This window comes from Formivibrio sp. oc-25 (genome assembly GCF_055810895.1).
The window spans coordinates 201021-224568 of the sequence record NZ_JBVVOL010000003.1 but is presented as its reverse complement, the minus strand read 5'-3'; the positions used below and the strand labels follow the sequence as shown (position 1 = coordinate 224568).

Sequence of the window (23548 nt, the reverse complement as noted above, 5' to 3'; positions counted from 1 at the left end):
AACCCTATGGATATCAGCTTCCACCTCGGCCGCCAGCCCATTCTGGACAGAAACAACCAGCTTGTTGCCTATGAGCTGCTGTTTCGCCATGCCGACGGCATCAATCAGGCCATGGTCACCGATGATTTCCTCGCCACGGCGCATGTCATCCAGAACACCTTTACCCAGTTTGGCCTGGACAAGGTGCTGGGCAAGCGGCTGGGCTTTATCAATGTCAATGCAGACCTGCTTTTGTCCGATGTGCTGGAACTGCTGCCGGCCCAGCAGGTCGTGCTGGAAATTCTGGAAACGGTCGAGATCACGCCACAGATCATCGATCGGTGCATAGACTTGCGCGGCAAGGGCTTCCAGCTTGCGCTGGATGATGTCATCGATATCGGCCCGCAGCATCACGCCATCCTGCCCCATATCCAGTATGTGAAACTCGATTTGCTTGGCAGCACCACCTGGCAGATCAGCCGCGCCGTGCAGGCGCTGCACCGCTACCCGGTCAAACTGCTGGCAGAAAAAATCGATTCGGTTGAGCAGCGCGATCGCTGCATGCAGCTGGGCTTCGATCTGTTCCAGGGTTATTTCTTCGCCAAACCCTGCATCATGAGCGGCAAGAAACCCTCGCCTTCGCAAACCGCGCTGCTGCGGCTGCTGGGGCTGGCGCACAGCGATGCCGAAAACAGCGAAATCGAAACTGCTTTCAAACTCTCTCCGGACCTGACCATCAGCCTGCTCAAGCTGGTCAACGCTGTCGGCAACAGTGCCGTGCACAAGATCGACAGTGTTGGGCGCGCCATCACCATGCTCGGCCGCCGCCAGCTGGCGCGCTGGATTCAGTTGCTGGTGTTTACCCAGGAAGGCGGACAAGGCGGTGCGGGATCGCCGCTGGCGCAAACTGCAGCCATTCGCGGCAAGCTGATGGAATTGCTCGCGCAAAAACAATATCCGGCCAACAAAACCCTGCATGAACAAGCCTTCATGGTCGGCATGCTCTCGCTGCTGGATGCTTTGTTCAACCAGCCCCTGCCTGAGCTGATTGCCACGCTGAACCTCAGCGACAACGTGCGCGATGCTTTGTTGCAGCAGCAGGGCATCCTCGGGCAACTGCTGGCCAAGGCACAAGCAATGGAAAGCGCCTGCCCGGAAACCGCCGATCCGCAATGCCCGCTGCTGGCACTGGAAGCCATGGCCTGGGCCAATACGCTTGGCAAATGAAAATGCCGTTCACCCAGACAAGTGAACGGCATCTGTTTCAGCGTACCAACCGGTCAGGCAGCTCTAGCGCGCGTCTTCTGAACAGCGGCAAGTTGGCGGCATCGGCCTGATAGAACTCGGTGAAATCATCGAGCCCCTTGAGTGCCTCAGCGATATCCTTGTCCTCACGTACGGCAAAACTGTCAAAGCCGCAGCGCACCAGATAGTTGAGCGTATCCTTGAATACATCGCCAAACGCGCGCAATTCCCCGCTGTAGCCATAACGCTCGCGCAAGAGCCGCCCGGTAGTGAAGCCGCGGCCATCGGTAAATGCCGGAAATTCCACGGCAATCACCGCCAGCTTGCTGGCTTCATCGCCTAGGCTTTCAACCTCATCGGCGGCGGCAAACCACACACCGACGTTGCCGCGCGCCTGCAAGGCTTCGCGCTGCGCCAGGTATTGCGCCAGCGGTACCAGCACCAAACCTGCGGCGGGCACATCGGCAAAACTGCCATCTTCGTTCAGGCGCAGCAGGGTATCGTCGCAGTCTACGATCTGACGATTCTTGATGATCTTAGACACGAGCGGTCTCCTTGGCATACACGCGGGTCTTGAAGGGCTCGATGCCGATGCGATCCACCACATCGATAAAGCGCTCGCCCGGCTGGCGGTTTTCAACATACACGGCGATGATCTGCTCGATCACGCCAGCCACTTCATCCTGTGCGAAGGAGCGTCCGATCACCTTGCCGATCGATGCATCGCGACCTTGGCGGCCGCCCAGCGCAATCTGGTACCACTCGGACCCATTCTTGTCGACACCCAGAATGCCGATATGGCCGACATGGTGATGACCGCAGGAATTCATGCAGCCGGAAATGTTCAGGTCGATATCGCCCAGATCGAACAGGTAATCCAGATCATCGAACTTGCGCTGCACGGCTTCCGCAATCGGAATCGATTTGGCATTGGCCAGCGAGCAGAAATCGCCGCCCGGACAGCAGATGATGTCGGTAATCAGACCGATGTTCGGTGTGGCAAAACCCAGTGTTTTGGCTGCTTCCCATACCGCGAACAGATCGCTTTGCTTCACGTCGGCCAGAATCAGGTTTTGTTCGTGCGAGGAACGAACTTCGCCAAAGCTGTAGCGGTCGGCCAGATCGGCCACGCCTTCCATCTGCTCGGCGGTGACATCGCCCGGCGGTGTGCCGGTGGGCTTGAGCGAAAGCGTTACCGCGGCATAACCCGGCACCTTGTGCGCAAACACATTGCGCTCGATCCAGCGCGCGAATGCCTTGTTGTCGGCCTTGAGCTGGAGATAGCCGGCATCGTCGCCCGCGAACTGCTCATAGGCTGGCGGAACAAAGAAGTCGGCGATACGGTCGATCTCTGCCTGGGTCAGGGTGAGAGGACCATCCTTGAGGAAGGCCCATTCCTGCGCCACCTTGGCAGCAAAGACTTCAACCCCGAGCGCCTTGACCAGAATCTTGATACGCGCCTTGTATTTGTTGTCGCGCCGGCCATAGCGGTTGTAAACGCGCAGGATCGCCTCAAGATAGGAAAGCAGGTGTTCTTTCGGCAGGAATTCATTGACGAGCTCGCCAATGATCGGCGTACGGCCCAGGCCACCGCCGACGAAAACCTTGAAGCCGATCTCGCCAGCACGTTTGACGACTTCCAGGCCGATATCATGGACCAGAATGGCGGCACGGTCTTCCTGCGCACCATTGATCGCGATCTTGAACTTGCGCGGCAGATGGGCGAATTCGGGATGGAAGGTTGACCACTGGCGGATGATTTCGCACCAGATACGCGGATCGACAATTTCATCAAAAGCCACGCCGGCAAACTGGTCAGTCGTGGTATTGCGGATACAATTGCCCGAGGTCTGGATCGCATGCATCTGGACTTTGGCCAGCTCGCCCAGGATCTCGGGTACGCTTTCCAGCGCAGGCCAGTTGTATTGCAGGTTCTGGCGTGTACTGAAATGGGCATAACCACGGTCATACTTGCGCGCAATCATGGCCAGCGTGCGCAGTTGTCTGCTAGAAAGCAGGCCGTACGGAACGGCCACACGCAGCATCGGTGCATGACGCTGGACATAGAGGCCATTTTGCAGACGCAAGGGGCGGAACTGGTCTTCGGTCAGTTCTCCGGCCAGATAGCGGCGGGTTTGATCGCGGAATTGCGCTACGCGCTGGTCCACGATTTTCTGGTCAAATTCATCGTAGCGATACATGAGCCTGTCAATCTCGCGGGTTGGGATCGACGACTACTATACCAGTAAAGCTTTATATTAATAAAAACCATATTCATCTATCTTTAGTAAAAAACAGGTATAAAAAATTCTTTTGTGCCTGCACGCAGACCACTGAAAACATGAGCCAAAATCACCAACCGATTCAACGTCTGGACTACACCCCGCCGGCCTTCCTGATCGACCGCGTCGATCTGACTTTCGAGCTCGACGAAACCGCGACCAAGGTCACTTCGCGCCTGGTCATCCAGCGCAATCCGGCACTCGCGAACAACACGCATCCGCTGATCCTCAGCGGCGAGGATCTGACGCTGGAATCGGTCAAGCTCGATGGCATGCTGCTCAACCATGCCCGATTCGAGCTTGCGCCGGATTCGCTGACGATCCCCGGCATCGACCAGAATGCCATCCTGGAAATCGTGACCCGGCTCAACCCGGCCAGCAATACGCGCCTGATGGGCTTGTACCAGTCCAACGGCAACCTGTTCACCCAGTGCGAAGCCGAGGGCTTTCGCCGCATTACCTATTACCTCGACCGACCGGACGTGATGGCGCGCTTTACCACCACCCTCATTGCCGACAAGACCAAGTATCCGGTGCTGCTTTCCAATGGCAACCGCGTCAGCGAAGGCGTGATGGACCGCAACCGCCACTGGGTGAAATGGGTCGATCCTTACCGCAAGCCCTGCTATCTGTTTGCGCTGGTTGCCGGCAAACTGGTTTCGCTGACCGGCCAGCACACCACAACCAGCGGCAAGAACGTCAACATCGAAATCTATGTCGAGGCCGGCGATCTGGACAAAGCGCATCACGCGCTCGCCGCCGCACAGAAAGCCATGCGCTGGGACGAAGAGCGTTTCGGGCTGGAATACGATCTGGATGCCTACCTGATCGTGGCCACGTCGGATTTCAACTTCGGCGCGATGGAAAACAAGGGGTTGAACATCTTCAACACCAAATTCGTGCTGGCCAAGCCGGAAACCGCGACCGATGCCAATTTCGATGGCATCGATGCCGTGGTTGCGCACGAATACTTCCACAACTGGACCGGCAATCGCGTGACCTGCCGCGATTGGTTCCAGCTCTCGCTCAAGGAAGGGCTCACGGTTTACCGCGATCAGGAGTTTTCCAGCGACATCGGCAGCCGCGCCGTGCAACGCATCCAGAATGTGCGCCACCTGCGCGAACTGCAGTTTGCCGAGGATGCCGGCCCGCAAGCCCACCCGGTCCGCCCGGACAGCTATATCGAGATCAACAATTTCTACACCATGACGGTGTACGAAAAAGGTGCGGAAGTGGTACGTATGCTGGCCACGCTGCTTGGCCGCGAGGGCTTCCGCAGCGGTATGGATCTCTACTTCCGCCGCCATGATGGCCAGGCCGTTACCTGCGATGATTTCGTTGCCGCCATGGCCGATGCCAATAAAGTGGATCTCGACCAGTTCAAACGCTGGTACAGCCAGGCTGGCACCCCGCAACTCGATATCGAAACCGAATACGATGCATCGGCCCGCACCTGGACGCTCACCATTCGCCAATCCTGCCCGCCCACGCCGGGCCAGCCGGAAAAACTGCCATTCCATATCCCGTTTGCACTGGGTCTGATCGACCGGCGCGGCAATGACCTGCCCCTGCAACTGGACGGGGAAGCCAGCGCCGGCGCCACCACCCGCATTCTTGAACTGCGCGAGACGGTATCCCGCTTCACCTTTATCAATGTGCCCTGCCAGCCCGTGCCCTCGCTGCTGCGGGATTTCTCGGCACCGGTACGGCTGAATTACGCCTGGAGCGCAGAAGAACTCACCTTCCTGATGGCCCACGATGCGGACGCCTTCAATCGCTGGGAAGCGGCAAATACCTATGCCGGGCGCATGCTCAAGCAGCTGTATGCCAGCACGCAAGCCAGCTGCAGCGCGCCAGCCAGCTATATCGCGGCATTGCGCAGCATTCTCACCCGCAATGATCTCGATCCGGCACTGGTGGCACTGATGCTGGAATTGCCGAGCGAGCGCACCTTGCTGGAAGAATTGAGCGATGTCGATCCCGCCCGGCTCAACCGGATATGCCAGGCCGTGCGCCAGCAGATTGCGCGGGAATTGCGCCCGGAATTGCTGACCGCCTACTCACGCCTGAACGATGGCGCCACCTATCGTTACGATGCCACCGCCGTTGCACGCCGCAGCCTGAAAAACACCTGCCTGGACTATCTGGCCGAACTGGACGAGCCGCTGGTAAGCGAGTTGCTGCAGAAGCAATATCATGCCGCCGACAACATGACGGATCGGCTGGCGGCGCTACGCGCCATGGTGAACCGCGACGGCGCCGAACAGCAGCTGGCCGAGTTCGCCCAGACCTGGCAAGCCGATGCACTGGTGATGGATAAATGGTTCAACCTGCAAGCGCTCAGCCGCCGGCCGGGCACCTTGTCGCGCGTGCAGCAGCTGGTCGAACACCCGGCATTCTCAATCCGGAACCCGAACAAGGTAATTGCCCTGATCGGTGCATTCTGCTCGCAGAACCTGGCGCACTTCCATGCCGCGGACGGCTACGGCTATGCGTTTGCTGCCGATCGCGTGATCGAAATCGACCCGCTCAACCCGCAACTGGCTTCGCGCATTGCCGCCGCTTTCAACCGCTGGACCCGTATCGAGCCGAATCGCCGCGCCATGATGCGAGCCGAACTGGAACGCATCAGCCAGCATGAAGGACTCTCGGCAGGCACATTCGAAATCGTCAGCAAGGCCCTGCAGGCTGGCGGGGAAAGCCATTGACGCATTGCGAAAAAATCCGGGACAATAGATTGGCTCTATCACAGACAGGGTTATCCCGCATCATGGCATTTCACTCCGGACAAATCTGGCTCGAATGGCGATGGCGTCGCGTGTAATCGCGTGCCTGCGCCCTTGTCCTGCTTAAACCGTTTGTTCCGGAGAAACTGAAATGCTGACCCGTGCTGAATTTGCAGCCCTCGCTGCCGAGGGCTACAACCGTATCCCGCTGATCCTTGAACTGTTCGCCGACCTCGACACGCCGCTGTCGGTCTACCTGAAGCTGGCTGATCGCCCGTATTCCTATTTGCTGGAATCGGTAGTCGGCGGCGAACGCTTCGGCCGTTATTCCTTTATCGGCCTGCCGGCACGTACGCGGCTGGTGGTGAAGGATCAGGTTACCGAAGTCATCACCGACGATGTGGTCATCACCCGCCACGAAGGCAACCCGCTCGACTTCATCGCTGAATACCAGCAACAGTTCAAGGCGCCGCATCAGCCCAATCTGCCGCGTTTCCTGGGCGGGCTGGTCGGCTATTTCGGCTATGAGACGATCCGCTTCATCGAAAAGAAGCTGGCCGAATGCAAGAAGCCCGATGCCATCGGCGCCCCGGATATCCAGTTGCTGCTGTCGCAGGAACTGGCCGTGGTCGATAACCTTTCCGGCAAACTGTTCCTCGTGGTGTACGCCGATCCGGCCGAAGAAAATGCCTATGACCGCGCCGAGGCTCGCCTGCAAGCCTTGCGCGTGAAACTGCGCGAGCCGGTAGAAGTGCCGCTATCGAAACCGGCTGCCGCCCTGACCCCTGCCACTTCCGAATTTGGCGAGGAAGCCTTCAAGCAGGCGGTAACCCAGGCCAAGCAATACATCACCGATGGCGACATCATGCAGGTGGTGCTGTCGCAACGCATGATTGCGCCGTTTGCCGAATCGCCGCTGGCGCTCTATCGCGCGCTGCGTTCGATCAACCCTTCGCCTTACATGTTCTTCTACAACTTCGGCGATTTCCATATCGTGGGTGCCTCGCCGGAAATCCTGGCACGACTGGAGGGCGACCGCATCACGGTGCGTCCGATTGCCGGCACCCGTCCGCGCGGCAAGACCCGCGAAGAAGATCTGGCGCTGGCAGAAGAACTGCTGGCCGATCCGAAGGAAATTGCCGAACACGTGATGCTGATCGACCTGGGCCGCAACGATGCCGGCCGCGTGGCGCAGACCGGCAGCGTCAAGCTGGTCGACAAGATGGTGATCGAGCGCTATTCGCACGTGATGCATATCGTATCCAGCGTGGAAGGCACGCTCAAACCGGGCATGGGCGCAATCGACGTGCTCAAGGCCACCTTCCCGGCCGGCACCGTTTCCGGCGCGCCCAAGGTGCGTGCAATGGAAATCATCGACGAATTCGAGCCGAGCAAGCGCGGCATCTACTCCGGGGCCGTAGGTTATCTGGGCTTCAATGGTGACATGGACGTGGCCATTGCCCTGCGCACGGCCGTGGTGAAAGACCAGAAACTCTTCATGCAGGCCGGTGCCGGTATCGTGGCGGACTCGGTGCCACAGAGCGAATGGCAGGAAACGCTGAACAAGGCTCGCGCAGTGTTGCGTGCGGCCGAGATGGTCCAGCGCGGGCTGGATGCCTGAATACCATTTCTTTGCAAATATTTACACCTTCATGACACGCCTTTAAGGATCATGCACGGATAATGGCGGATTGAATGAATCCCTGGTTCAATCCGCCCTATCCCCGCAATGAAAATTCCTGCCCTGCTGGTCCGTTACAGGATCTGGTTTATTCCCGTGCTGCTGATCGCGCTGGCTGCAACTTACTTTATCCTGCCGCGCAAACCTGATCAGCCACAATTCCTTTCCGCACCGGCCGAGGTGGCCGACATTGAAGAAACCGTACTGGCCAGCGGCACCATCGAAGCACTGCGCCAGGTCAGCGTCGGCGCGCAGGTTTCCGGCCAGATCAAGGCTTTGCATGTCAAGCTGGGCGACACCATCCAAAGCGGGCAACTGATCGCCGAAATCGATTCGCTGACCCAGCAGAACGACCTGCAAAAAGCGCAAGCGGAGCTGGCCAACATCCTGGCCCAGAAAACTGCCAAGCAGGCCACGCTGGAGCAGGCCAGACTCGCGCATGCACGCCAGCAGGCACTGCTGGCCGCCGATGCGGGGTCGCGGGAAAATCATGAAAGCGCCGTCGCGACACTGAAAACAGCAGAAGCCGACATTGCGGCACTGGATGCACAGATTACCCAGGCGCGCATCGCTGTGAACACGGCACAGGTCAACCTCGGTTACACCCGCATCGTGGCACCAATGGATGGCGTGGTAGTCAGCATCCCGGTCAAGGAAGGCCAGACGGTCAACTCGACCCAAAGCGCTCCAACCATCATCAAGCTGGCCAAGCTCGACACGATTACAGTGAAAGCCGAAATCTCGGAAGCCGATGTGCCGCGGGTGAAACCCGGCCTGAAGACCTATTTCACCATTCTGGGCGAACCGGAAAAACGCTACTACACCACGCTGCGCGCGATCGAACCCATGCCCAGCACCGAGGACAGCGATTCCTCCAGTTCATCATCCAGCAGCTCCAGCTCATCCAGCTCTACATCCTCGGCGATTTACTACAACGGCCTGCTGGATGCGGCCAATCCGGACGGCAAACTGCGCATTTCCATGACCGCACAGGTCAACATTGTTCTAAATGAAGCCAAACAGGCGCTGCTGATTCCAGCCACGGCGCTCGATACCCTGCCCGATGGCAAGCAGGGCGTGCGGGTGTTGCAGGCCGATGGCCGCGCTCAGCCACGTCTGGTCAAAGTTGGCATCAATAATCGCGTGAAGGTGCAGATCCTCGACGGCTTGCAGGCGGGCGAGCGTGTCGTGGTCGGCGAAGCCAGCGCGGACAACGCCGCTTCCGGCAACAATCAGCGCCCGATGGGCCCGCCACCGATGTGAGGCCGGGCATGACTCACCCCCTGCTGCAACTGGAAGGCGTATGCCGTGCCTACCCGGCTGGAGACACCCCTGTTACCGTCTTGCGCGATGTCGCCCTGACGATCGAGGCCGGTGAAATGGTTGCCATCGTCGGCGCTTCCGGCTCGGGCAAATCCACGCTGATGAACATCCTGGGCTGTCTGGACAAGCCCACTGCCGGCCACTATTACGTCAATGGCCGCAGCACGCAGAGCATGACACCGGATGAGCTGGCAGCGCTGCGCCGCGAGCATTTCGGTTTCATCTTCCAGCGCTACCACCTGCTGACCGATCTGGATGCGCGCGGCAATGTCGAGATTCCCGCCATCTATTCCGGAAAAAACCGGCCGGCAAGGCACGCCCGCGCCGATGCCATCCTGACCCGGCTAGGCCTGGCAGACCGGATCAGCTATCGCCCCGGCCAGCTCTCCGGCGGCCAGCAACAGCGCGTGAGCATCGCCCGCGCCCTGATGAACGGCGGCAAGGTGATCCTGGCCGATGAACCCACCGGTGCACTGGACAGCCACAGCGGGCGCGAGGTCATGGCCATCCTGAAGGAGCTGAATGCCGAGGGGCATACCATCATCCTGGTCACGCACGATATGCAGGTGGCCGAACATGCCCGGCGCATCATCGAAATCCGTGATGGCGAGATCACCGCCGACACGCGCAAGCACACAGACGCGCCCGCGTTACCGGCAACACCACCCGCACAAGCGGCACCAGTCAATTCGCGCTGGAAAAGCCTGTTTGATCGATTCTACGAAGCGCTGCGCATGGCGCTGATTGCCATGAATGCACACCGGTTGCGCACGTTCCTGACCATGCTGGGCATCATCATCGGCATTGCTGCCGTGGTTTCTGTGGTCGCGCTGGGCGAAGGCTCGCGCCAGAAGATCCTGAAAGACATCAGTTCAATGGGCACCAACACCATTGATGTCTATCCCGGCGAAGATTTCGGTGACCGCAAATCCGCCGCGATCGAAACGCTCAGGCCATCGGATGCCGCTGCATTGACCCAGGAAAGCTGGGTGGACAGCGTTACCCCCAGTGTTTCCACCAGCCCGCTCGTACGCTTCGGCAACCAGGCTGTCAGCGCCCAGATCACCGGCGTGGGCGAACAGTATTTCCGCGTACGCGGACTGGAGCTGGCAGAAGGGCGATTCTTCGATGCAGCCAGCGTGCAGCGTCTGGCGCAGGAAATCGTCATCGACGACAACACCAGGAAAAAACTTTTCCCGAACCGCTCTGCCATCGGCGAAATCCTGCTGATCGGCAATGTGCCCTGCCGCATCGTTGGCGTGACGCAAAAGAAGGAAAGTGGTTTTGGCAATAACAGTAGTCTAAGCATGTGGATGCCCTACACCAGCGCAATGGGGCGCATCACGGGGGAGGGCCATCTCAAGAGCCTGACTGTGCGCGTGAAGGATGGTATCGACACCGCTGCGGCTGAAGCCAGTCTCATCAAAATCCTGACGCAGCGCCATGGCCGCAAGGACTTTTACATTTTCAACAGCGACAGCGTGCGCCAGACCATTGAAAAAACCACCGCCACCATGACCCTGCTGGTGTCGATGATCGCGGTGATTTCGCTGATTGTCGGCGGCATCGGCGTGATGAATATCATGCTGGTTTCCGTCACCGAGCGTACCCGGGAAATCGGGGTGCGCATGGCGATTGGCGCACGCCAGAGCGATATCATGCAGCAGTTCCTGATCGAAGCCGTGCTGGTTTGCCTGTGCGGCGGTTTGCTCGGCATTGGTCTCGCCCTGGGCTTTGGCCTGGTGTTCGCCCACAGCGGCAGCAGTTTCAGCATGGTGTACACCACCACCTCGATTGTCAGCGCGTTTTCCTGCGCCACGCTGATCGGTGTGATTTTTGGATTCATGCCGGCGCGCAACGCAGCGCGACTGGATCCGGTAGAAGCACTGGCACGCGAGTGAAATCCCAGCCATTGCGTAATGCTCTGTTTACGCGGGCGTCGACTTGCCCTCTCCCCCAGCCCCTCTCCCGCAGGCGGGCGAGGGGAGTGCCTGACTAAACCACTGGCACTCCCCTTCGATAACCGGCAAGTCCGGTCAACACGGTTGCCGCGATGCCGCGAATGCGCGACAATCGTTGCCTTACTTCATATTGATCGCTGACAGCATCATGTCCTCAAGTCTTTTCTACCCGGTATGGCCTGCCCCGTTGCGTTGGCGCTAAGCGCCAATACGATGACTTGCGGGTAACAAAACGGGTTGGAATGACAATTCTCCTGAAACAAATTCAGGAAAATCAAAGGGATAAATGAATCATGCTGCTGATGATCGACAACTACGACAGCTTCACCTACAACCTCGTCCAGTACTTCGGCGAACTCGGCCAGGACGTTCAGGTTTACCGCAACGACGAAATCACCCTCGAACAGATCGAAGCGCTCAAGCCACAGTTCCTGGTGGTTTCCCCCGGTCCTTGCTCGCCGCTGGAAGCGGGCATCTCGGTGGCCGCGATCAAGCACTTTGCCGGCAAGCTGCCGATCATGGGCGTCTGCCTCGGCCATCAATCAATCGGCGAAGCCTTTGGCGGCAAGATCGTGCATGCCAAGACGCTGATGCACGGCAAGGTATCTGCCGTCGAACACAAGGGTATCGGTATGTTCAAGGGGCTGCCCTCCCCGTTCAATGTCACACGCTATCACTCGCTGGCCATTGAGCGCGAAACGCTGCCGGACTGCCTGGAAATTACCGCATGGACCGACGATGGCGAGATCATGGGTGTACGCCATAAAACGCTGCCGATCGAGGGCGTGCAGTTCCACCCGGAATCGATCCTGACCGAGCATGGCCACGCGATGCTCGACAACTTCCTCAAAGAATTTGCCTGAGAGACCGACCATGATCACCGTACAAGCCGCACTCAACCGCCTGATCGACGGCAACGAACTGTTTTACGATGAAATGCTGCACCTGATGCGCCAGATCATGTCGGGCGAGTTGAGCCATGTGCAGACGGCTGCGCTTTTGATGGGCCTGCGCTGCAAGGTGGAATCGGTTTCCGAGATCGCTGCTGCCGCTACCGTGATGCGCGAATTCGCTACGCCGGTCGTGGTGGCTGATCGCAGCCACCTGATCGACATCGTCGGCACCGGTGGCGACCGGCTGCATTCGTTCAATATCTCGACCACCTCGATGTTCGTACTCGCCGCTGCGGGTGGACGCGTGGCCAAGCACGGCAACCGTGCGGTGTCGTCGAGCTCCGGCAGCGCCGATGCGCTGGAGGCGCTGGGCGTGAATCTGGCCATCACCGCCGGCCAGGTTGGCGAATGCATCGACGAACTCGGCGTGGGCTTCATGTTCGCACCGAACCATCACAGCGCCATGAAGCACGTGGCGCCGGTACGCAAGGACATGGGCGTACGCACCATTTTCAACATCCTCGGCCCACTCACCAACCCGGCCAAGGCCGAGAACCAGCTCATCGGCGTTTTCCATGCCGATCTGGTCGGCATCATCGCCCGCGTGCTGCAACAGATGGGCAGCAAGCATGCCATGGTGGTCATGGGTCGCGACGGCATGGACGAGATCACCCTGACCGATACCACGATGGTGGCCGAGCTCAAGAACGGCCAGATCACCGAATATGAAATCGACCCGCGCCAGTTCGGTTTCGAGTTGTGTACGCAGCAGGATCTGCATGCCGGCAATGTCGCCGAATCGATCGCCATCGTCAAACGGGTACTTTCCGGCGCCCAAGGCCCGACGCGCGACATCGTGCTGCTCAATGCCGGTGCGGCCATTTACACGGCCAACCTGACCGATACCCTGGCGGACGGGATCGAACTCGCCAGACAGGTCATCGACAGCGGCGCGGCTCAGGCGAAGCTGGATGCCCTGGTGGCCATGACGCAAGGGTTCAAGGCTTAAAAAGCGATTTCCTGCTATGAAAGTGATTTACAAAATCACCTATCCAAATGGAAAAATTTATATCGGCAAAGATTTGACCGGGACACTGAACTACTTTGGAAGTGCAGATAGCCGTTTGATTGAGAAAGATTTTTCCGAAGAGCAAAAACAAGACTTCACCGTACGAAAAGTAATTCTTTGGTCGTCCGCCATCGCTACTGACAAAGAGGTCAATGCAAAAGAAATAGAATTAATCCGGCAATATTGCTCAAATGATCCTCTGATCGGATATAACCAGTGGCCAAAATTTAAGCCTATTCCTGATAAATCCGACAGAAACGTATCTAGTGACACTACAAACTCATAGCTTTAATCATCGCCATGTCCGACATCCTGAAAAAAATCTGGGCCACCAAGTACGAAGAAGTGGCTGCGGCGCAAAAAATCATCCCGCTGGCAGCCATTCGCGCCCTGGCAGAAGCCAATGCCGACCGGCGTGATTTCGTCGGTGCCATTCGCGCCAAGCATGCTGCCAAGCAGCCCGGCGTGATCGCCGAGATCAAGAAGGCCAGCCCGTCCAAGGGCGTGATCCGTGCCGATTTCGATCCGCCGGCCATCGCTGCCGATTACGAACAACATGGCGCAGCCTGCCTGTCGGTACTCACCGATGTGCAGTATTTCCAGGGCCATGCGGATTACCTGAAGTCTGCGCGTGCTGCCTGCAGCCTGCCGGCATTGCGCAAGGATTTCATGGTCGATGAATACCAGATCTTCGAAGCGCGTGCCTGGAGTGCGGATTGCATTCTGCTGATCGCGGCCGAACTCTCCGTCGCACAGATGCAGGATTTCGAGGCGATCGCCCACGCGCTGGGCATGGCAGTGCTGGTGGAAGTGCATAACGGCCAGGAACTCGATGCCGCGCTGCAGCTGAAAACCCCGCTGCTGGGCATCAACAACCGCAATCTGCGCACCTTTGAAGTCACGCTGCAAACCACGCTCGACCTGCTGGAACGCATCCCGCAAGACAAGATCGTGGTCACCGAGAGCGGCATCCTGTCCACGCCGGATGTGCAACTGATGCACGACCACGGCGTGAACACTTTCCTGGTGGGTGAAGCCTTCATGCGCCAGCCCTCGCCCGGTGCGGCACTGTCGCAATTTTTCTCTCCCGCCTACCCCGCAATGAAGATTTGAAGAACATGATGGAAAACCAACGCAAGGTCAGCCTGTTTATCTCCACCAGCCTGGATGGCTACATTTCCCGCGAAGACGGCAGCATCGACTGGCTGTTTGATGACCAGGACTACGGCTATGAGGCCTTCTACAACGAAGTCGATACCGTGATCATGGGCCGCCACACCTGGGAGCAACTGCAAAAGCTGGGCAGCTACTACCCGTATGAAGGCAAGGAAGGCGTGGTGTTTTCGCGCGGCATGTCAGGTCAGCCCCATCCCAAAGTGAAATTCGCCACCGAACCGATCGAACAGTGGCTGAGTCGTGCCAAGCAGGAAGACAAAGGCACGATCTGGCTGGTAGGTGGCGCCAAGCTGGTCGACGAATGCCTGCAGGCCGGGTTGGTGGATGAAATCATCCTGTCGATTCATCCGGTATTGCTGGGGCGCGGCATCCCGCTATTCCGCGGCAACCAGCCGGAAAACCGGCTCGAACTGGTTTCCCACCGCGCCTATCACACCGGCCTGGTACAACTGGTTTATCGCCGCCCTGTCTCGGGTGCACAAGAACAGGCATAAGCTACCGACAATTGCGGGGGAATATGCATCATTCCCCCGCAATCATCAAACGGAACGCGCGTGTTCACTGACGGCCCGTGCCGCCGGATGCGTCAGATGCCGCTCCGGTGAAATCAGGAAATAGCGTTCGCGAATCTCCTCCGTGCTACCCACCTGCTCGACCTTGTAGTGCGCCATGATGTCGGGCAGGCTGGCCGTGGCGGCGACAAAGACGCCGGCGCCCCCCTCTCCGAACGCCTTCATCAGGGCACTGTCGTCAAACTCGCCTACGATCCGCATCCGCACGCCCTGGCGCTCAAGCCAACGCGGCAAAGCCCCATGCAAGGCACTGTCCTTGCCGGGCAGGAGCAGCGGCTCACCTTCCAGACACTTCGGGAATTCCCCTTTCAGTTTGCCGGCCAGCGTTGGTGATGCCATGAAAGCAACGCCAGAGTCCCCCAGAGGATGGCTGTAACCCTTGATATCCGTGCCAGGCGGCATCGGTCGATCTGCCAGCACCATGTCGAGCTGATGGATTGCCATCTCGGCCAACAGGCGTTCAAGCCGATCCTCGTGGCAAACCAGGCGCACCGCTTCCGGCTGATCCAGCACCGGGGTGAGCAGGCGGTGGGCGACAAACTTGGGTACCACGTCGGCGATGCCAACCCGAAAGGTCACAAAACGGCCTCCCCCGCCTTGGCGCAGGATGTCTTCCAGTTCCGCCCCGGTCTGGAAGATTTCTTCGGCGTAGGACAAGGCCAGCTTGCCCGCCTCCGTCAGCTCCATCCGGCGCCCGGTACGGTTGAACAGCACCACCCCAAGCCTTTCCTCGAATTGTGAAATCTGGCCCGAGAGGGTCTGAGGTGCCAGGTGCAGACGCTCGGCGGCGCGGATGACGCCACCCTCGCGGGCAACGCTGACGAAGTAATGCAGATGCTTGAAATTGAGCATGGCGCCTCATCCTTGTTCGTTATTTTCGAATATATCCTCAAATATTATCTGTTTGTATCGAACAAATGTGATCCACATAATACAGACATCACCCTGTTACCCACGGAGAACGACCATGCAAATCCAGATTCATTCCAGCGATTTCAGTCTGACCGAAGGCCTGCGCGAGCACATCACCAGGCGGCTGGCTTATGCCTTGAATCACGGCCGGGACATGGTCTCGCGCATCGTGGTGCGACTCTCCGATGTCAATGGTGCCAGAGGCGGTGTCGACAAACGCTGCGGGATCGAGGTCCGGCTGAAGGGTGCTTCCACCATTGCCATTGATGACACCCAGGCAGACCTTTACGTCGCCATTGGCCGCGCAGCCGAACGTGCCGGGCGCACGCTTGACCGGCGTATCGCCCGGCACCACCGCCTTGCCAACACAGGTGCTTCCATCCGCGAAGCGGCGAAAATTGAGCCCGAAACACCTCTGTGAGCAAGGCGAACATCGTTGCAGCATAATTTTGAAAGAGAAGCCGAAATGAACAGCGAAGAACAGAAAGCCATACTTGCGATTTCCATACACGCCGCCTTTGCCGACGGCGCCAAAAACGAGCAGGAACGCGAGGAAATCCGCCGCATCGCCGATAATCTGGCAGATGAAAACAGTGCCCCCGATCTGCCACGACTGTATCAGGACGTATTGCTCAAGCGCCTGCCACTGACCGCCGTCGCCACGAAATTAACCGATACCGGCCAGCGTCAGTTCGCCTATGAAATGGCGGTATGCATCTGCGAAGCCGATGGACGACTGGTCGAAGGCGAGCGGCGTTTTCTCGATGAACTCAAGCAGCAGCTTGCCCTGCCGGCGGATGAGGCAAACCAGATCGAAAAGGAGGTAGACGGGTTGCTGGAGCAGACCGAATCCGCGCCATCCCGGCCGGTCGATACGCCAGCAACACCTGTCAGCGCTGGCATGACGGATGCAGAGCAGGATAAATCCATCCTCAATTACGCCCTGTTGGCCGGCGCGCTGGAACTGCTGCCGCAGTCCTGGGCCTCGATGGCGATCATCCCGCTGCAGATCAAGATGATCTATGGCATCGGCAAGACACATGGCGTATCACTCGATCAGGGTCATATCAAGGAATTCATTGCGACAGCCGGGGTCGGGCTGACTTCGCAATATCTGGAGCAGTTCGGCCGCAAGTTGCTGGGTGGCCTGCTGGGCAAGGCCGCGGGCAAGTCTTTTGGCAAGGTCGGCAGTGCGGCGACCGGCATGGCCTTTTCCTTTGCCACCACCTATGCGCTGGGCCAGGTTGCCCGGCGCTACTACGCCGGCGGGCGAACCATGAGCACGGCTTTGCTGCGCGAGACTTTCCAGAACCTGCTCGGCCCGGCCAAGCAAATGCAGACACAATACCTGCCGCAGATCCAGCAAAAGGCCGCGACACTGGATGCTGGCCAAGTCATGACACTGATACGCAGCTGAGGATGCAGCCATGAACGATGTCACCGCAGTCAGTTTCGCCACCGGCCCGATGTGGGCCGGCTTCATCGCCTTTGTGCTGGTCATGCTGGCACTCGACCTGTTCGTTTTCGGCGGTCGCAAGGCACACCGTGTCCACGTCAAGGAAGCCGCTGCCTGGGTCGCCGTCTGGGTCAGCCTTGCGCTGGCTTTCGCAGGTCTCTTGTGGTGGTATCTGAACGATACCCAGGGCGCTGAAGTGGCGCGCACAAAGACCCTGGAATTCCTCGCCGGTTATCTGATCGAGCAGTCGTTGTCGGTGGATAACATGTTTGTCTTCGTCATGATCTTCACCTACTTCGCCGTACCGCCGGAGCTGCAGCGCCGCGTACTGCTCTACGGCGTGTTGGGTGCCATCGTCATGCGCGCCGGCATGATCCTGGCCGGGGTCTGGCTGGTACAGCAATTTGCCTGGATTCTCTATGTCTTCGGCGCCTTCCTCGTCATTACCGGCATCAAGATGCTGATCTTTGCCGAGGCCGAACCCGACCTCGAAAAGAACCCGCTGCTGCGCTGGTTGCGCGGGCACCTGCGCATCACGCCGGAATTCCACGGCGAGCGTTTCTTCGTCCGGCAGAACGGCATTTTGTGGGCAACACCGATGTTCCTCGTCCTCGCGCTGATCGAGGCCAGCGATCTGGTGTTCGCGGTGGACAGCATCCCGGCCATCTTCGCGGTGACCACTGATCCCTTCATTGTGTTTACCTCGAACATCTTCGCCATCATGGGTCTGCGCGCGCTCTACTTCCTGCTTGCCGACATGGCCGAGCGCTTCCACCTGCTCAAGTACGGGCTGGCCATCGTGCTCGTCTTCATCGGCGGCAAGATGCTGGCAATGCCGTGGTTCCACATGCCGATCCAGTGGTCGCTCTCGATTGTCGGCAGCATCATCCTCGTTTCTGTCGTGGCCAGCCTGATGTTCTCGAAACCGAAACCCATTGCCGCAGGAGAAAAAGCATGAGCCCCGTACAACCGATCCCGCTGCCCGATGGTAGCGAACGCGACAGCGAAGGGCGCCTGATCAAGCTGGTATTTGAGAGTTCGCCACCGCCTCCGGACGCGGGTGCGAACCCCTGGCTGATCGCCGTGGATGGTTCGGACAACGCGCTGCGCGCCCTCGCCCATGCCGCGACCCTGGCCGGCGAAATGAAGGCCTGCGCCCTGCATCTTGTCCATGTGCAGCCATGGTTATCGAAGGAGGCGGCCGAAACCGAGCTGGCCCGCTTCGCCCTGGAGGCTACGGAACAGGCGCGCAAGCTGCTCGACGCGAGAGCGCTGCCATGGCGTCTGCACGTAGCCATGGGGGAACCGGCCGAGCGCATCCTCGAACAGGTGGCCCGGCTGCACGCCACCAGCATCATCATGGGAAGCCGCGGGCTGAACCGGGTGGAAAGCCTGGTGTTCGGCTCAGTGACTTACAAGGTCATGCATCGATCCCGGGTGCCCGTGATGGTGGTGCCGTGAGTTATTGATCAGGCCCTTTGAAGTTTTAAAAGGTCGTCATTCCGGAGAAGGCCGGAATCCAGTCACTGCGCGGGCTGGCGACCTGGGCCCCGGCCTTCGCCGGGGCGACGCGTTCAAACATTACAGAGCCTGGTACAGCTGGACTTGGATGACGGCGGCCGTCACAGCGGGGCCGTCAAATATGCCCGCACACCCGTCATGATCATGTGCACGGAAATCACGGCCAGCAGCAGGCCGGACAAGCGCTCGAACGCTATCAGCAGGCGCGGCGGGATGAAGCTGCCGAGCATCACGCCGATCAGCAACAGCAATGCCGTGACAAACCAGGCCAGCGTCATCATGCCCAGTCCCAGCATGGGGTTGGCGGCGGACTGGGCGGCCATGATCATGACCGTGGCCAGTGCGGACGGCCCGGCCATCAGCGGGATGGCCAGCGGGACAATAAAGGGTTCGGCTTCCTGCTCCTTGGCGCTGTTTGCCCGTTCATCCGGGAACACCAGCCGCAAGGCAATGATGCCCAGCACCACGCCGCCACAGATAGTCAGATCGTCGGGGCCAACGCCGAGCAGGCTGATGAACTGCGGCCCCACGGCATAGAAAATCACCAGCAGCAGCAAGGCGATCAGCGATTCGCGCAGCACCACTTTCCAGCGACGCGATTCCTCCACTTTGTTCAGCAGGCTCAGCACGATCGGCAGGTTGCCGAACGGATCAAGAACAAAAAACAGCGTGATGGCGAGGGACAAAACCTGCATGGGGATCACCAGTCATTGAGAAGGCCGGCAAACATGCCCGGTTTGCCGGCCTTGTGGCAAGACGGGATTTCGGCAATCACAGGAAAATGCGCATCATCTGGTGCTCGATGCCGGCCGCCTCGAAGCGGTCACCAACCTGCTCGAATCCGGCCCGGGAATAAAAACCGGTAACTCTCGCCTGCGCCGCAGCGCGCAATTCGAACCAGCCGCGCGCTTTGGCCTCAGTGATGACGGCCTGCAGCAGGCGATCACCCAAGCCCTGCCCGCGCCAATCCGGCAGCACCGCCATGCGGCCAACCTTGCCTTCGGGCAACAGGCGTGCGCACGCCACCGGCTTGCCCTGCCAATCCCAGATCAGGAAATGCGTGGCAGTGGCATCGGCCTCATCCAGTTCGATCTCGGCCGGCACCCCCTGCTCTTCTATAAACACCTGCCGCCGTACGCTGGAAAGTGCAGCACGACCATGGCACCAATCGAGCCGGACCAGCGGGAAAGTGGCGGGATCATCGGATCGATCCGGCATGATCAGCACTTCCGTGCCCACCGGCACGCGCTCGAACAGATCGATGACATGGGCATTGCGCATGCGAATGCAGCCATGCGAGGCGGGCCGATCGATCGGCTCTTCATCCGGTGTGCCGTGGATATAGATATAGCGCGCCATGGTGTCGCAATCGCCCAGACGGTTGAAGCCGGGCTGGCAGCCAGAGAGCCAGAGGATGCGGCTCAGGATCCAGTCGCGCTCGGGCTGCTGCGCCAGATGTTCGATGGTACAGATTTCTCCAGTTGGGCGACGTCCGACCAAGGCGGCAGCGCGCGGCAAGCCGGCACCGATCTTGGCGCGGATCACATGACGACCGCGCGGAGTCTGGAAACTGCCCCGCTTCTCGCCCACGCCCAGCGCTGCGGTAGAAATGGGATAACGGCAAATTTCCTCGCCGGATGAAGCCAGCAAGGCCAATTGCTGGGTGGGAATATCGATCACGATCTGCATGGAATTTGTTCCATTAGTTACATTGAGCAGTAAGCCGGCAGGCATGATAATTTCAGATTGCATGACGCCTGCAGAAATATGAACACCTATCGGGCAACATTTTACCGGTTAATTCTTGGCTGGATCGTAATCTCGGTGCTGGCGGCAAGCTCGGTCTATTTCTACCGCATGCACCGGATTCAGGCCATCAAGCTGCAGCAAACCGAAGCTATCGTTCAATCCTCTCTGCCCTCGATTCTGGCTACACTCGAAAATCGTCAGTCTGATTATCCCGATCCCATCGATACACAACGGTTTCCCGGATTTGTCGCGCTGGATCTGTTTGATGCCCAAGGCCGGTTGCTGGCGCAGAAATCCGACCTGGAAGCCGAAACCATCGGCTTTGCGCTGGAACGCGAACTGCCGGGAAGTTGGCGCCGTGACGGCCGGCAGCATTCGGCCATCCTGCACCAGGGTCCGCTTGAGTTGGTCTGGCTGTCGCTGCCGATCAAGGTCGACAACCAGCTCAGGGGCTACCTGAATGGCCTCTACCGTATTCCGAATGAACGCCTGCATGCACTGCGCGAGGAAACACGTGAAATCCTGATGGTGGTTTTGCTGACTGTCATCGCCACCACGTTCTTGCTTTACCCGTTTATCCGTTCGCTGCACGCCAATCTGCAGACCAGCGCCAATAATCTTTTGCACAGCAATATCGAACTGATGGAAGTGCTCGGCAGTGCGGTGGCCCAGCGTGATTCGGACACCAGCGCACACAACTACCGCGTGACATTTTATGCACTGATGCTGGCCGAGCACCTTGGCTTGCCGGCGCGCCAGATTCGGGAACTGATCGCCGGTGCTTTCCTGCACGATGTCGGCAAGATCGGCATACCGGATGCGATCCTGCTCAAACCGGGAAAGCTGACCCGAGAAGAGTTTGCGCAGATGCAGCGCCATGTCGAACTGGGCCTTGAAATCGTCAGCCATTCCGGCTGGCTGCGGCATGCCCGCAACGTGATAATGGGGCATCACGAGTGGTTTGACGGCACCGGTTATCCGCTCCGGCTGGCAGGTAAGAATATTCCGCTGACCGCGCGCATTTTTGCGATTGCCGACGTATTCGATGCGCTGACGACCGAGCGGCCATACAAAAACGCGCTATCGCTGCAACAGTCGATCGCCATCCTGCAGCAGGAATCGGGCAATCACTTTGATCCGGAACTGCTGCAGTCCTTTATCGGCATAGCGCCGGAACTGCATGCCTGCGTGAGCCGACTGGATGAGGGGCAACTGGTAAAGAATCTGCGCCAGATTGTCGCGCATTACTGGGGCGAACCGGTCTCGGCAGCGCCGGATTCCGTTTCCTGGATCTGCCGCTGGCGTGCGGCTTTCTGTTCATGGCGGCGCTTGGCAAAAAAATCCGACAGCATGCTCGATGCCTCTGCCGCCAGCACCCCGCCTGTCACTTCGGTGTGATGATTGAGGCGGCGGTCGGCAAACGGGTTGATCACACTGCCCGCAGCACCGGTCTTGGGGTCAGTCGCGGCATAGACCACGCGCGCCAGGCGCGCATGCATGATGGCACCAGCGCACATGATGCAAGGTTCCAGCGTTACATAAAGCTCACAACCGGGCAGGCGGTAATTGCCCAGCTTCTCGGCAGCCAGGCGCAACGCGCGCATTTCGGCATGTGCGGAAGGATCATGTGTGCCAATCGGCTGATTGAAACCCGTGGCGATCACCTCGCCATCGTGCACGATCACGGCACCCACCGGCACCTCACCCAACGTTGCCGCTTTACCGGCCTCGGCCAGGGCCAGGCGCATGAAGTCTTCGTCGGTTTTTTGCGGGGTGCGGCTTCCCGCTTCACAAATTTGGGGCATCTCGGTAAATTCGCTGCAAAGGAGGCCCATCATGGACCAAAAAACCATTCTGACCGCACTCGCCATCGTGGCGGTATTCATCTACCTGCGCTGGCGCAGGATGATGCGACGCAGTCATCCCAAGTTACTGGCCAGCGCACTGGCAAACGGCGCACTGGTGCTCGATGTGCGCAGCAAGGAAGAATTCGACCGGGGGCATTATCCGGGCGCCCGCAACATACCGCTGGAGAATCTGTCGGGCGAAGTCACCTCGTTGCAGGCGCGCCCCGATCAGCCGGTCATCATCTATTGCCAGAGCGGCATGCGCGCGGCCATGGCGCGCCGCCTGCTGCAGGAAGCCGGTTACACCCAGGTACTGAATGCGGGTTCGCTCGGCAACCTGCCTCCGGTAAAAACTGAGTAACCGGATGCTATGACTTGCGCTTGACCGCCAGCGGCCCGAACGATTGGCTGCTGCACATCATCATGATGCTGCCGATCGTCACATGCGCGGGACGGTCGGCCACCCACTCTACCGTATCGGCAATATCTTCCGAGGTCAGCGGCTGTACACCGTCATAGACGGAGGCCGCCTTGCCGTCGTCCCCCTTGAAACGCACATTGGAAAACTCGGTGCCGCCGCTCATGCCCGGCTCGACGCAGGTGGCGCGCACGCCCGTGCCGATCAGGTCGGCATTCAGGTTGTTGGTGAACTGGTGCACGAAGGCCTTGGTCGCGCCATAGACATTGCCGCCCGGATAGGCGAACAGCCCCGCCACTGAGCCGATGTTGATCACCTGCCCGGCACCGCGCTCGACCATGCCTGGCAACACGGCACGCGTCATGTAGACCAGGCCGTTGCAGTTGGTGGCGATCATGGTATCCCAGTCATCCAGATGCGCGGCCTGTGCCGGTTCCAGCCCCAGCGCCAGGCCGGCATTGTTGACCAGTACGTCGATCTGGCTGAATTCGGCTGGCAGATTGGCCACGGCATCCAGCGCAGCCTGGCGATCCTGCACATCGAGCTTCAGTGCCAGCACACGGCCTTCGCTCTCGGCCACCAGCGCATCCAGCGGAGCAGTGCGGCGCGAGCAGGCAATCACCTTGTCGCCACGTTTGGCAAAACGTTCGGCAATCGCCAGACCAAAGCCGGCGCTTGCACCGGTAACCAGAATGGTTTTCTGTTTCATTTTTATCTCCCGATATGAAAACACTCCCC

22 protein-coding genes and 1 pseudogene are annotated in these 23548 nt (G+C 59.3%); 16 read left to right on the top strand and 7 right to left on the bottom strand.

Features of this window, described 5'->3' with window-relative positions; translation table 11 throughout:
• The first annotated feature begins 6 nt into the window (after positions 1–6).
• Positions 7–1206 carry an EAL and HDOD domain-containing protein gene (locus AC0KVQ_RS03545; RefSeq protein ID WP_473419742.1) on the top strand — a complete coding sequence of 400 codons (1200 nt, stop codon included), beginning with the start codon at positions 7–9 and terminating at the stop codon, positions 1204–1206.
• A gap of 37 nt (positions 1207–1243) precedes the next feature.
• Here AC0KVQ_RS03545 and AC0KVQ_RS03540 read toward each other — a convergent pair whose 3' ends face one another.
• Both AC0KVQ_RS03540 and AC0KVQ_RS03535 read right to left on the bottom strand, forming a co-directional pair.
• Positions 1244–1768: a DUF934 domain-containing protein gene (locus AC0KVQ_RS03540; RefSeq protein ID WP_473419741.1), complete on the bottom strand. Its 525-nt coding sequence runs from the start codon at positions 1766–1768 to the stop codon at positions 1244–1246.
• Positions 1761–3425, bottom strand: coding sequence for a nitrite/sulfite reductase (locus tag AC0KVQ_RS03535; protein ID WP_473419740.1), 1665 nt, complete (start codon positions 3423–3425; stop codon positions 1761–1763). The genes AC0KVQ_RS03540 and AC0KVQ_RS03535 overlap by 8 nt, the downstream gene beginning before the upstream one ends.
• Positions 3426–3565: 140 nt before the next feature.
• On the opposite strand from AC0KVQ_RS03535, the gene pepN reads away from it, so the two are divergent.
• The 9 genes from pepN (at position 3566) to AC0KVQ_RS03490 (ending at position 14829) form a co-directional block, all read left to right on the top strand.
• Positions 3566–6214: an aminopeptidase N gene (pepN, locus tag AC0KVQ_RS03530; protein ID WP_473419739.1), complete on the top strand. Its 2649-nt coding sequence runs from the start codon at positions 3566–3568 to the stop codon at positions 6212–6214.
• Positions 6215–6383: 169 nt separating this feature from the next.
• Positions 6384–7853: an anthranilate synthase component I gene (trpE, locus tag AC0KVQ_RS03525; RefSeq protein WP_473419738.1), complete on the top strand. Its 1470-nt coding sequence runs from the start codon at positions 6384–6386 to the stop codon at positions 7851–7853.
• A 108-nt stretch (positions 7854–7961) separates the two neighbouring features.
• Positions 7962–9176 carry an efflux RND transporter periplasmic adaptor subunit gene (locus tag AC0KVQ_RS03520; protein ID WP_473419737.1) on the top strand — a complete coding sequence of 405 codons (1215 nt, stop codon included), beginning with the start codon at positions 7962–7964 and terminating at the stop codon, positions 9174–9176.
• An 8-nt stretch (positions 9177–9184) separates the two neighbouring features.
• A complete protein-coding gene (locus AC0KVQ_RS03515; protein WP_473419736.1) occupies positions 9185–11137 on the top strand; it encodes a MacB family efflux pump subunit in 1953 nt (650 codons plus the stop codon).
• 353 nt (positions 11138–11490) lie between these two features.
• Entirely contained in the window at positions 11491–12060 is a 570-nt protein-coding gene (locus AC0KVQ_RS03510) for an aminodeoxychorismate/anthranilate synthase component II (RefSeq protein ID WP_473419735.1), read from the top strand.
• Positions 12061–12070: 10 nt separating this feature from the next.
• A complete protein-coding gene (gene trpD, locus AC0KVQ_RS03505; protein ID WP_473419734.1) occupies positions 12071–13099 on the top strand; it encodes an anthranilate phosphoribosyltransferase in 1029 nt (342 codons plus the stop codon).
• Positions 13100–13115: 16 nt separating this feature from the next.
• Complete coding sequence (locus AC0KVQ_RS03500) at positions 13116–13445, top strand: GIY-YIG nuclease family protein (RefSeq protein WP_473419733.1); 330 nt, start codon at positions 13116–13118, stop codon at positions 13443–13445.
• A 14-nt stretch (positions 13446–13459) separates the two neighbouring features.
• Complete coding sequence (gene trpC, locus AC0KVQ_RS03495) at positions 13460–14272, top strand: indole-3-glycerol phosphate synthase TrpC (RefSeq protein ID WP_473419732.1); 813 nt, start codon at positions 13460–13462, stop codon at positions 14270–14272.
• Positions 14273–14277: 5 nt separating this feature from the next.
• Complete coding sequence (locus AC0KVQ_RS03490; protein WP_473419731.1) at positions 14278–14829, top strand: dihydrofolate reductase family protein; 552 nt, start codon at positions 14278–14280, stop codon at positions 14827–14829.
• A 45-nt stretch (positions 14830–14874) separates the two neighbouring features.
• Here the strand turns inward: AC0KVQ_RS03490 and nhaR are convergent, their stop codons facing one another.
• Positions 14875–15759 carry a transcriptional activator NhaR gene (nhaR, locus tag AC0KVQ_RS03485; RefSeq protein WP_473419730.1) on the bottom strand — a complete coding sequence of 295 codons (885 nt, stop codon included), beginning with the start codon at positions 15757–15759 and terminating at the stop codon, positions 14875–14877.
• A gap of 115 nt (positions 15760–15874) precedes the next feature.
• Here nhaR and AC0KVQ_RS03480 point away from each other — a divergent pair, with 115 nt between their 5' ends.
• The 4 genes from AC0KVQ_RS03480 to AC0KVQ_RS03465 are packed head-to-tail and all read left to right on the top strand — an operon-like array spanning position 15875 to position 18736.
• On the top strand, positions 15875–16240 hold the full coding sequence (locus AC0KVQ_RS03480) for an HPF/RaiA family ribosome-associated protein (protein WP_473419729.1): 366 nt from the start codon (positions 15875–15877) through the stop codon (positions 16238–16240).
• Positions 16241–16285: 45 nt separating this feature from the next.
• Entirely contained in the window at positions 16286–17236 is a 951-nt protein-coding gene (locus AC0KVQ_RS03475) for a YcjF family protein (RefSeq protein ID WP_473419728.1), read from the top strand.
• Positions 17237–17246: 10 nt separating this feature from the next.
• A complete protein-coding gene (locus AC0KVQ_RS03470; RefSeq protein ID WP_473419727.1) occupies positions 17247–18233 on the top strand; it encodes a TerC family protein in 987 nt (328 codons plus the stop codon).
• Complete coding sequence (locus AC0KVQ_RS03465) at positions 18230–18736, top strand: universal stress protein (RefSeq protein WP_473419726.1); 507 nt, start codon at positions 18230–18232, stop codon at positions 18734–18736. Before AC0KVQ_RS03470 ends, AC0KVQ_RS03465 begins: the two co-directional genes overlap by 4 nt.
• Before the next feature lie 161 nt (positions 18737–18897).
• Here AC0KVQ_RS03465 and AC0KVQ_RS03460 read toward each other — a convergent pair whose 3' ends face one another.
• Both AC0KVQ_RS03460 and AC0KVQ_RS03455 read right to left on the bottom strand, forming a co-directional pair.
• Complete coding sequence (locus tag AC0KVQ_RS03460; RefSeq protein WP_473419725.1) at positions 18898–19491, bottom strand: MarC family protein; 594 nt, start codon at positions 19489–19491, stop codon at positions 18898–18900.
• A 76-nt stretch (positions 19492–19567) separates the two neighbouring features.
• Positions 19568–20485 carry a GNAT family N-acetyltransferase gene (locus AC0KVQ_RS03455; protein WP_473419724.1) on the bottom strand — a complete coding sequence of 306 codons (918 nt, stop codon included), beginning with the start codon at positions 20483–20485 and terminating at the stop codon, positions 19568–19570.
• A gap of 78 nt (positions 20486–20563) precedes the next feature.
• On the opposite strand from AC0KVQ_RS03455, the pseudogene AC0KVQ_RS03450 reads away from it, so the two are divergent.
• A pseudogene (locus AC0KVQ_RS03450) lies at positions 20564–21679 on the top strand (HD-GYP domain-containing protein); the annotation flags it as partial.
• Positions 21680–21789: 110 nt separating this feature from the next.
• Here AC0KVQ_RS03450 and tadA read toward each other — a convergent pair.
• Positions 21790–22350 (bottom strand): tRNA adenosine(34) deaminase TadA, encoded by a 561-nt coding sequence (gene tadA / locus AC0KVQ_RS03445; RefSeq protein WP_473419723.1) that lies wholly within the window; start codon positions 22348–22350, stop codon positions 21790–21792.
• 31 nt (positions 22351–22381) lie between these two features.
• Here tadA and AC0KVQ_RS03440 point away from each other — a divergent pair, with 31 nt between their 5' ends.
• Complete coding sequence (locus tag AC0KVQ_RS03440; RefSeq protein WP_473419722.1) at positions 22382–22753, top strand: rhodanese-like domain-containing protein; 372 nt, start codon at positions 22382–22384, stop codon at positions 22751–22753.
• 7 nt (positions 22754–22760) lie between these two features.
• Here AC0KVQ_RS03440 and AC0KVQ_RS03435 read toward each other — a convergent pair whose 3' ends face one another.
• The gene (locus AC0KVQ_RS03435; RefSeq protein WP_473419721.1) at positions 22761–23519 is read right to left on the bottom strand and encodes an SDR family NAD(P)-dependent oxidoreductase; all 759 of its coding nucleotides are present in this window, start codon (positions 23517–23519) and stop codon (positions 22761–22763) included.
• Positions 23520–23548: the final 29 nt, after the last annotated feature.

Coding starts and splice junctions, on each gene's coding strand:
- AC0KVQ_RS03460 (WP_473419725.1), bottom strand. CDS start 19,491: ATGCAGGTTTTGTCCCTCGCCATCACGCTGTTTTTTGTTCTTGATCCG.
- AC0KVQ_RS03440 (WP_473419722.1), top strand. CDS start 22,382: ATGGACCAAAAAACCATTCTGACCGCACTCGCCATCGTGGCGGTATTC.
- trpD (WP_473419734.1), top strand. CDS start 12,071: ATGATCACCGTACAAGCCGCACTCAACCGCCTGATCGACGGCAACGAA.
- pepN (WP_473419739.1), top strand. CDS start 3,566: ATGAGCCAAAATCACCAACCGATTCAACGTCTGGACTACACCCCGCCG.
- AC0KVQ_RS03470 (WP_473419727.1), top strand. CDS start 17,247: ATGAACGATGTCACCGCAGTCAGTTTCGCCACCGGCCCGATGTGGGCC.
- AC0KVQ_RS03510 (WP_473419735.1), top strand. CDS start 11,491: ATGCTGCTGATGATCGACAACTACGACAGCTTCACCTACAACCTCGTC.
- AC0KVQ_RS03480 (WP_473419729.1), top strand. CDS start 15,875: ATGCAAATCCAGATTCATTCCAGCGATTTCAGTCTGACCGAAGGCCTG.
- AC0KVQ_RS03545 (WP_473419742.1), top strand. CDS start 7: ATGGATATCAGCTTCCACCTCGGCCGCCAGCCCATTCTGGACAGAAAC.
- AC0KVQ_RS03435 (WP_473419721.1), bottom strand. CDS start 23,519: ATGAAACAGAAAACCATTCTGGTTACCGGTGCAAGCGCCGGCTTTGGT.
- AC0KVQ_RS03475 (WP_473419728.1), top strand. CDS start 16,286: ATGAACAGCGAAGAACAGAAAGCCATACTTGCGATTTCCATACACGCC.
- trpC (WP_473419732.1), top strand. CDS start 13,460: ATGTCCGACATCCTGAAAAAAATCTGGGCCACCAAGTACGAAGAAGTG.
- AC0KVQ_RS03490 (WP_473419731.1), top strand. CDS start 14,278: ATGATGGAAAACCAACGCAAGGTCAGCCTGTTTATCTCCACCAGCCTG.
- nhaR (WP_473419730.1), bottom strand. CDS start 15,759: ATGCTCAATTTCAAGCATCTGCATTACTTCGTCAGCGTTGCCCGCGAG.
- AC0KVQ_RS03535 (WP_473419740.1), bottom strand. CDS start 3,425: ATGTATCGCTACGATGAATTTGACCAGAAAATCGTGGACCAGCGCGTA.
- AC0KVQ_RS03520 (WP_473419737.1), top strand. CDS start 7,962: ATGAAAATTCCTGCCCTGCTGGTCCGTTACAGGATCTGGTTTATTCCC.
- AC0KVQ_RS03455 (WP_473419724.1), bottom strand. CDS start 20,485: ATGCAGATCGTGATCGATATTCCCACCCAGCAATTGGCCTTGCTGGCT.
- AC0KVQ_RS03500 (WP_473419733.1), top strand. CDS start 13,116: ATGAAAGTGATTTACAAAATCACCTATCCAAATGGAAAAATTTATATC.
- trpE (WP_473419738.1), top strand. CDS start 6,384: ATGCTGACCCGTGCTGAATTTGCAGCCCTCGCTGCCGAGGGCTACAAC.
- AC0KVQ_RS03515 (WP_473419736.1), top strand. CDS start 9,185: ATGACTCACCCCCTGCTGCAACTGGAAGGCGTATGCCGTGCCTACCCG.
- tadA (WP_473419723.1), bottom strand. CDS start 22,350: ATGCCCCAAATTTGTGAAGCGGGAAGCCGCACCCCGCAAAAAACCGAC.
- AC0KVQ_RS03465 (WP_473419726.1), top strand. CDS start 18,230: ATGAGCCCCGTACAACCGATCCCGCTGCCCGATGGTAGCGAACGCGAC.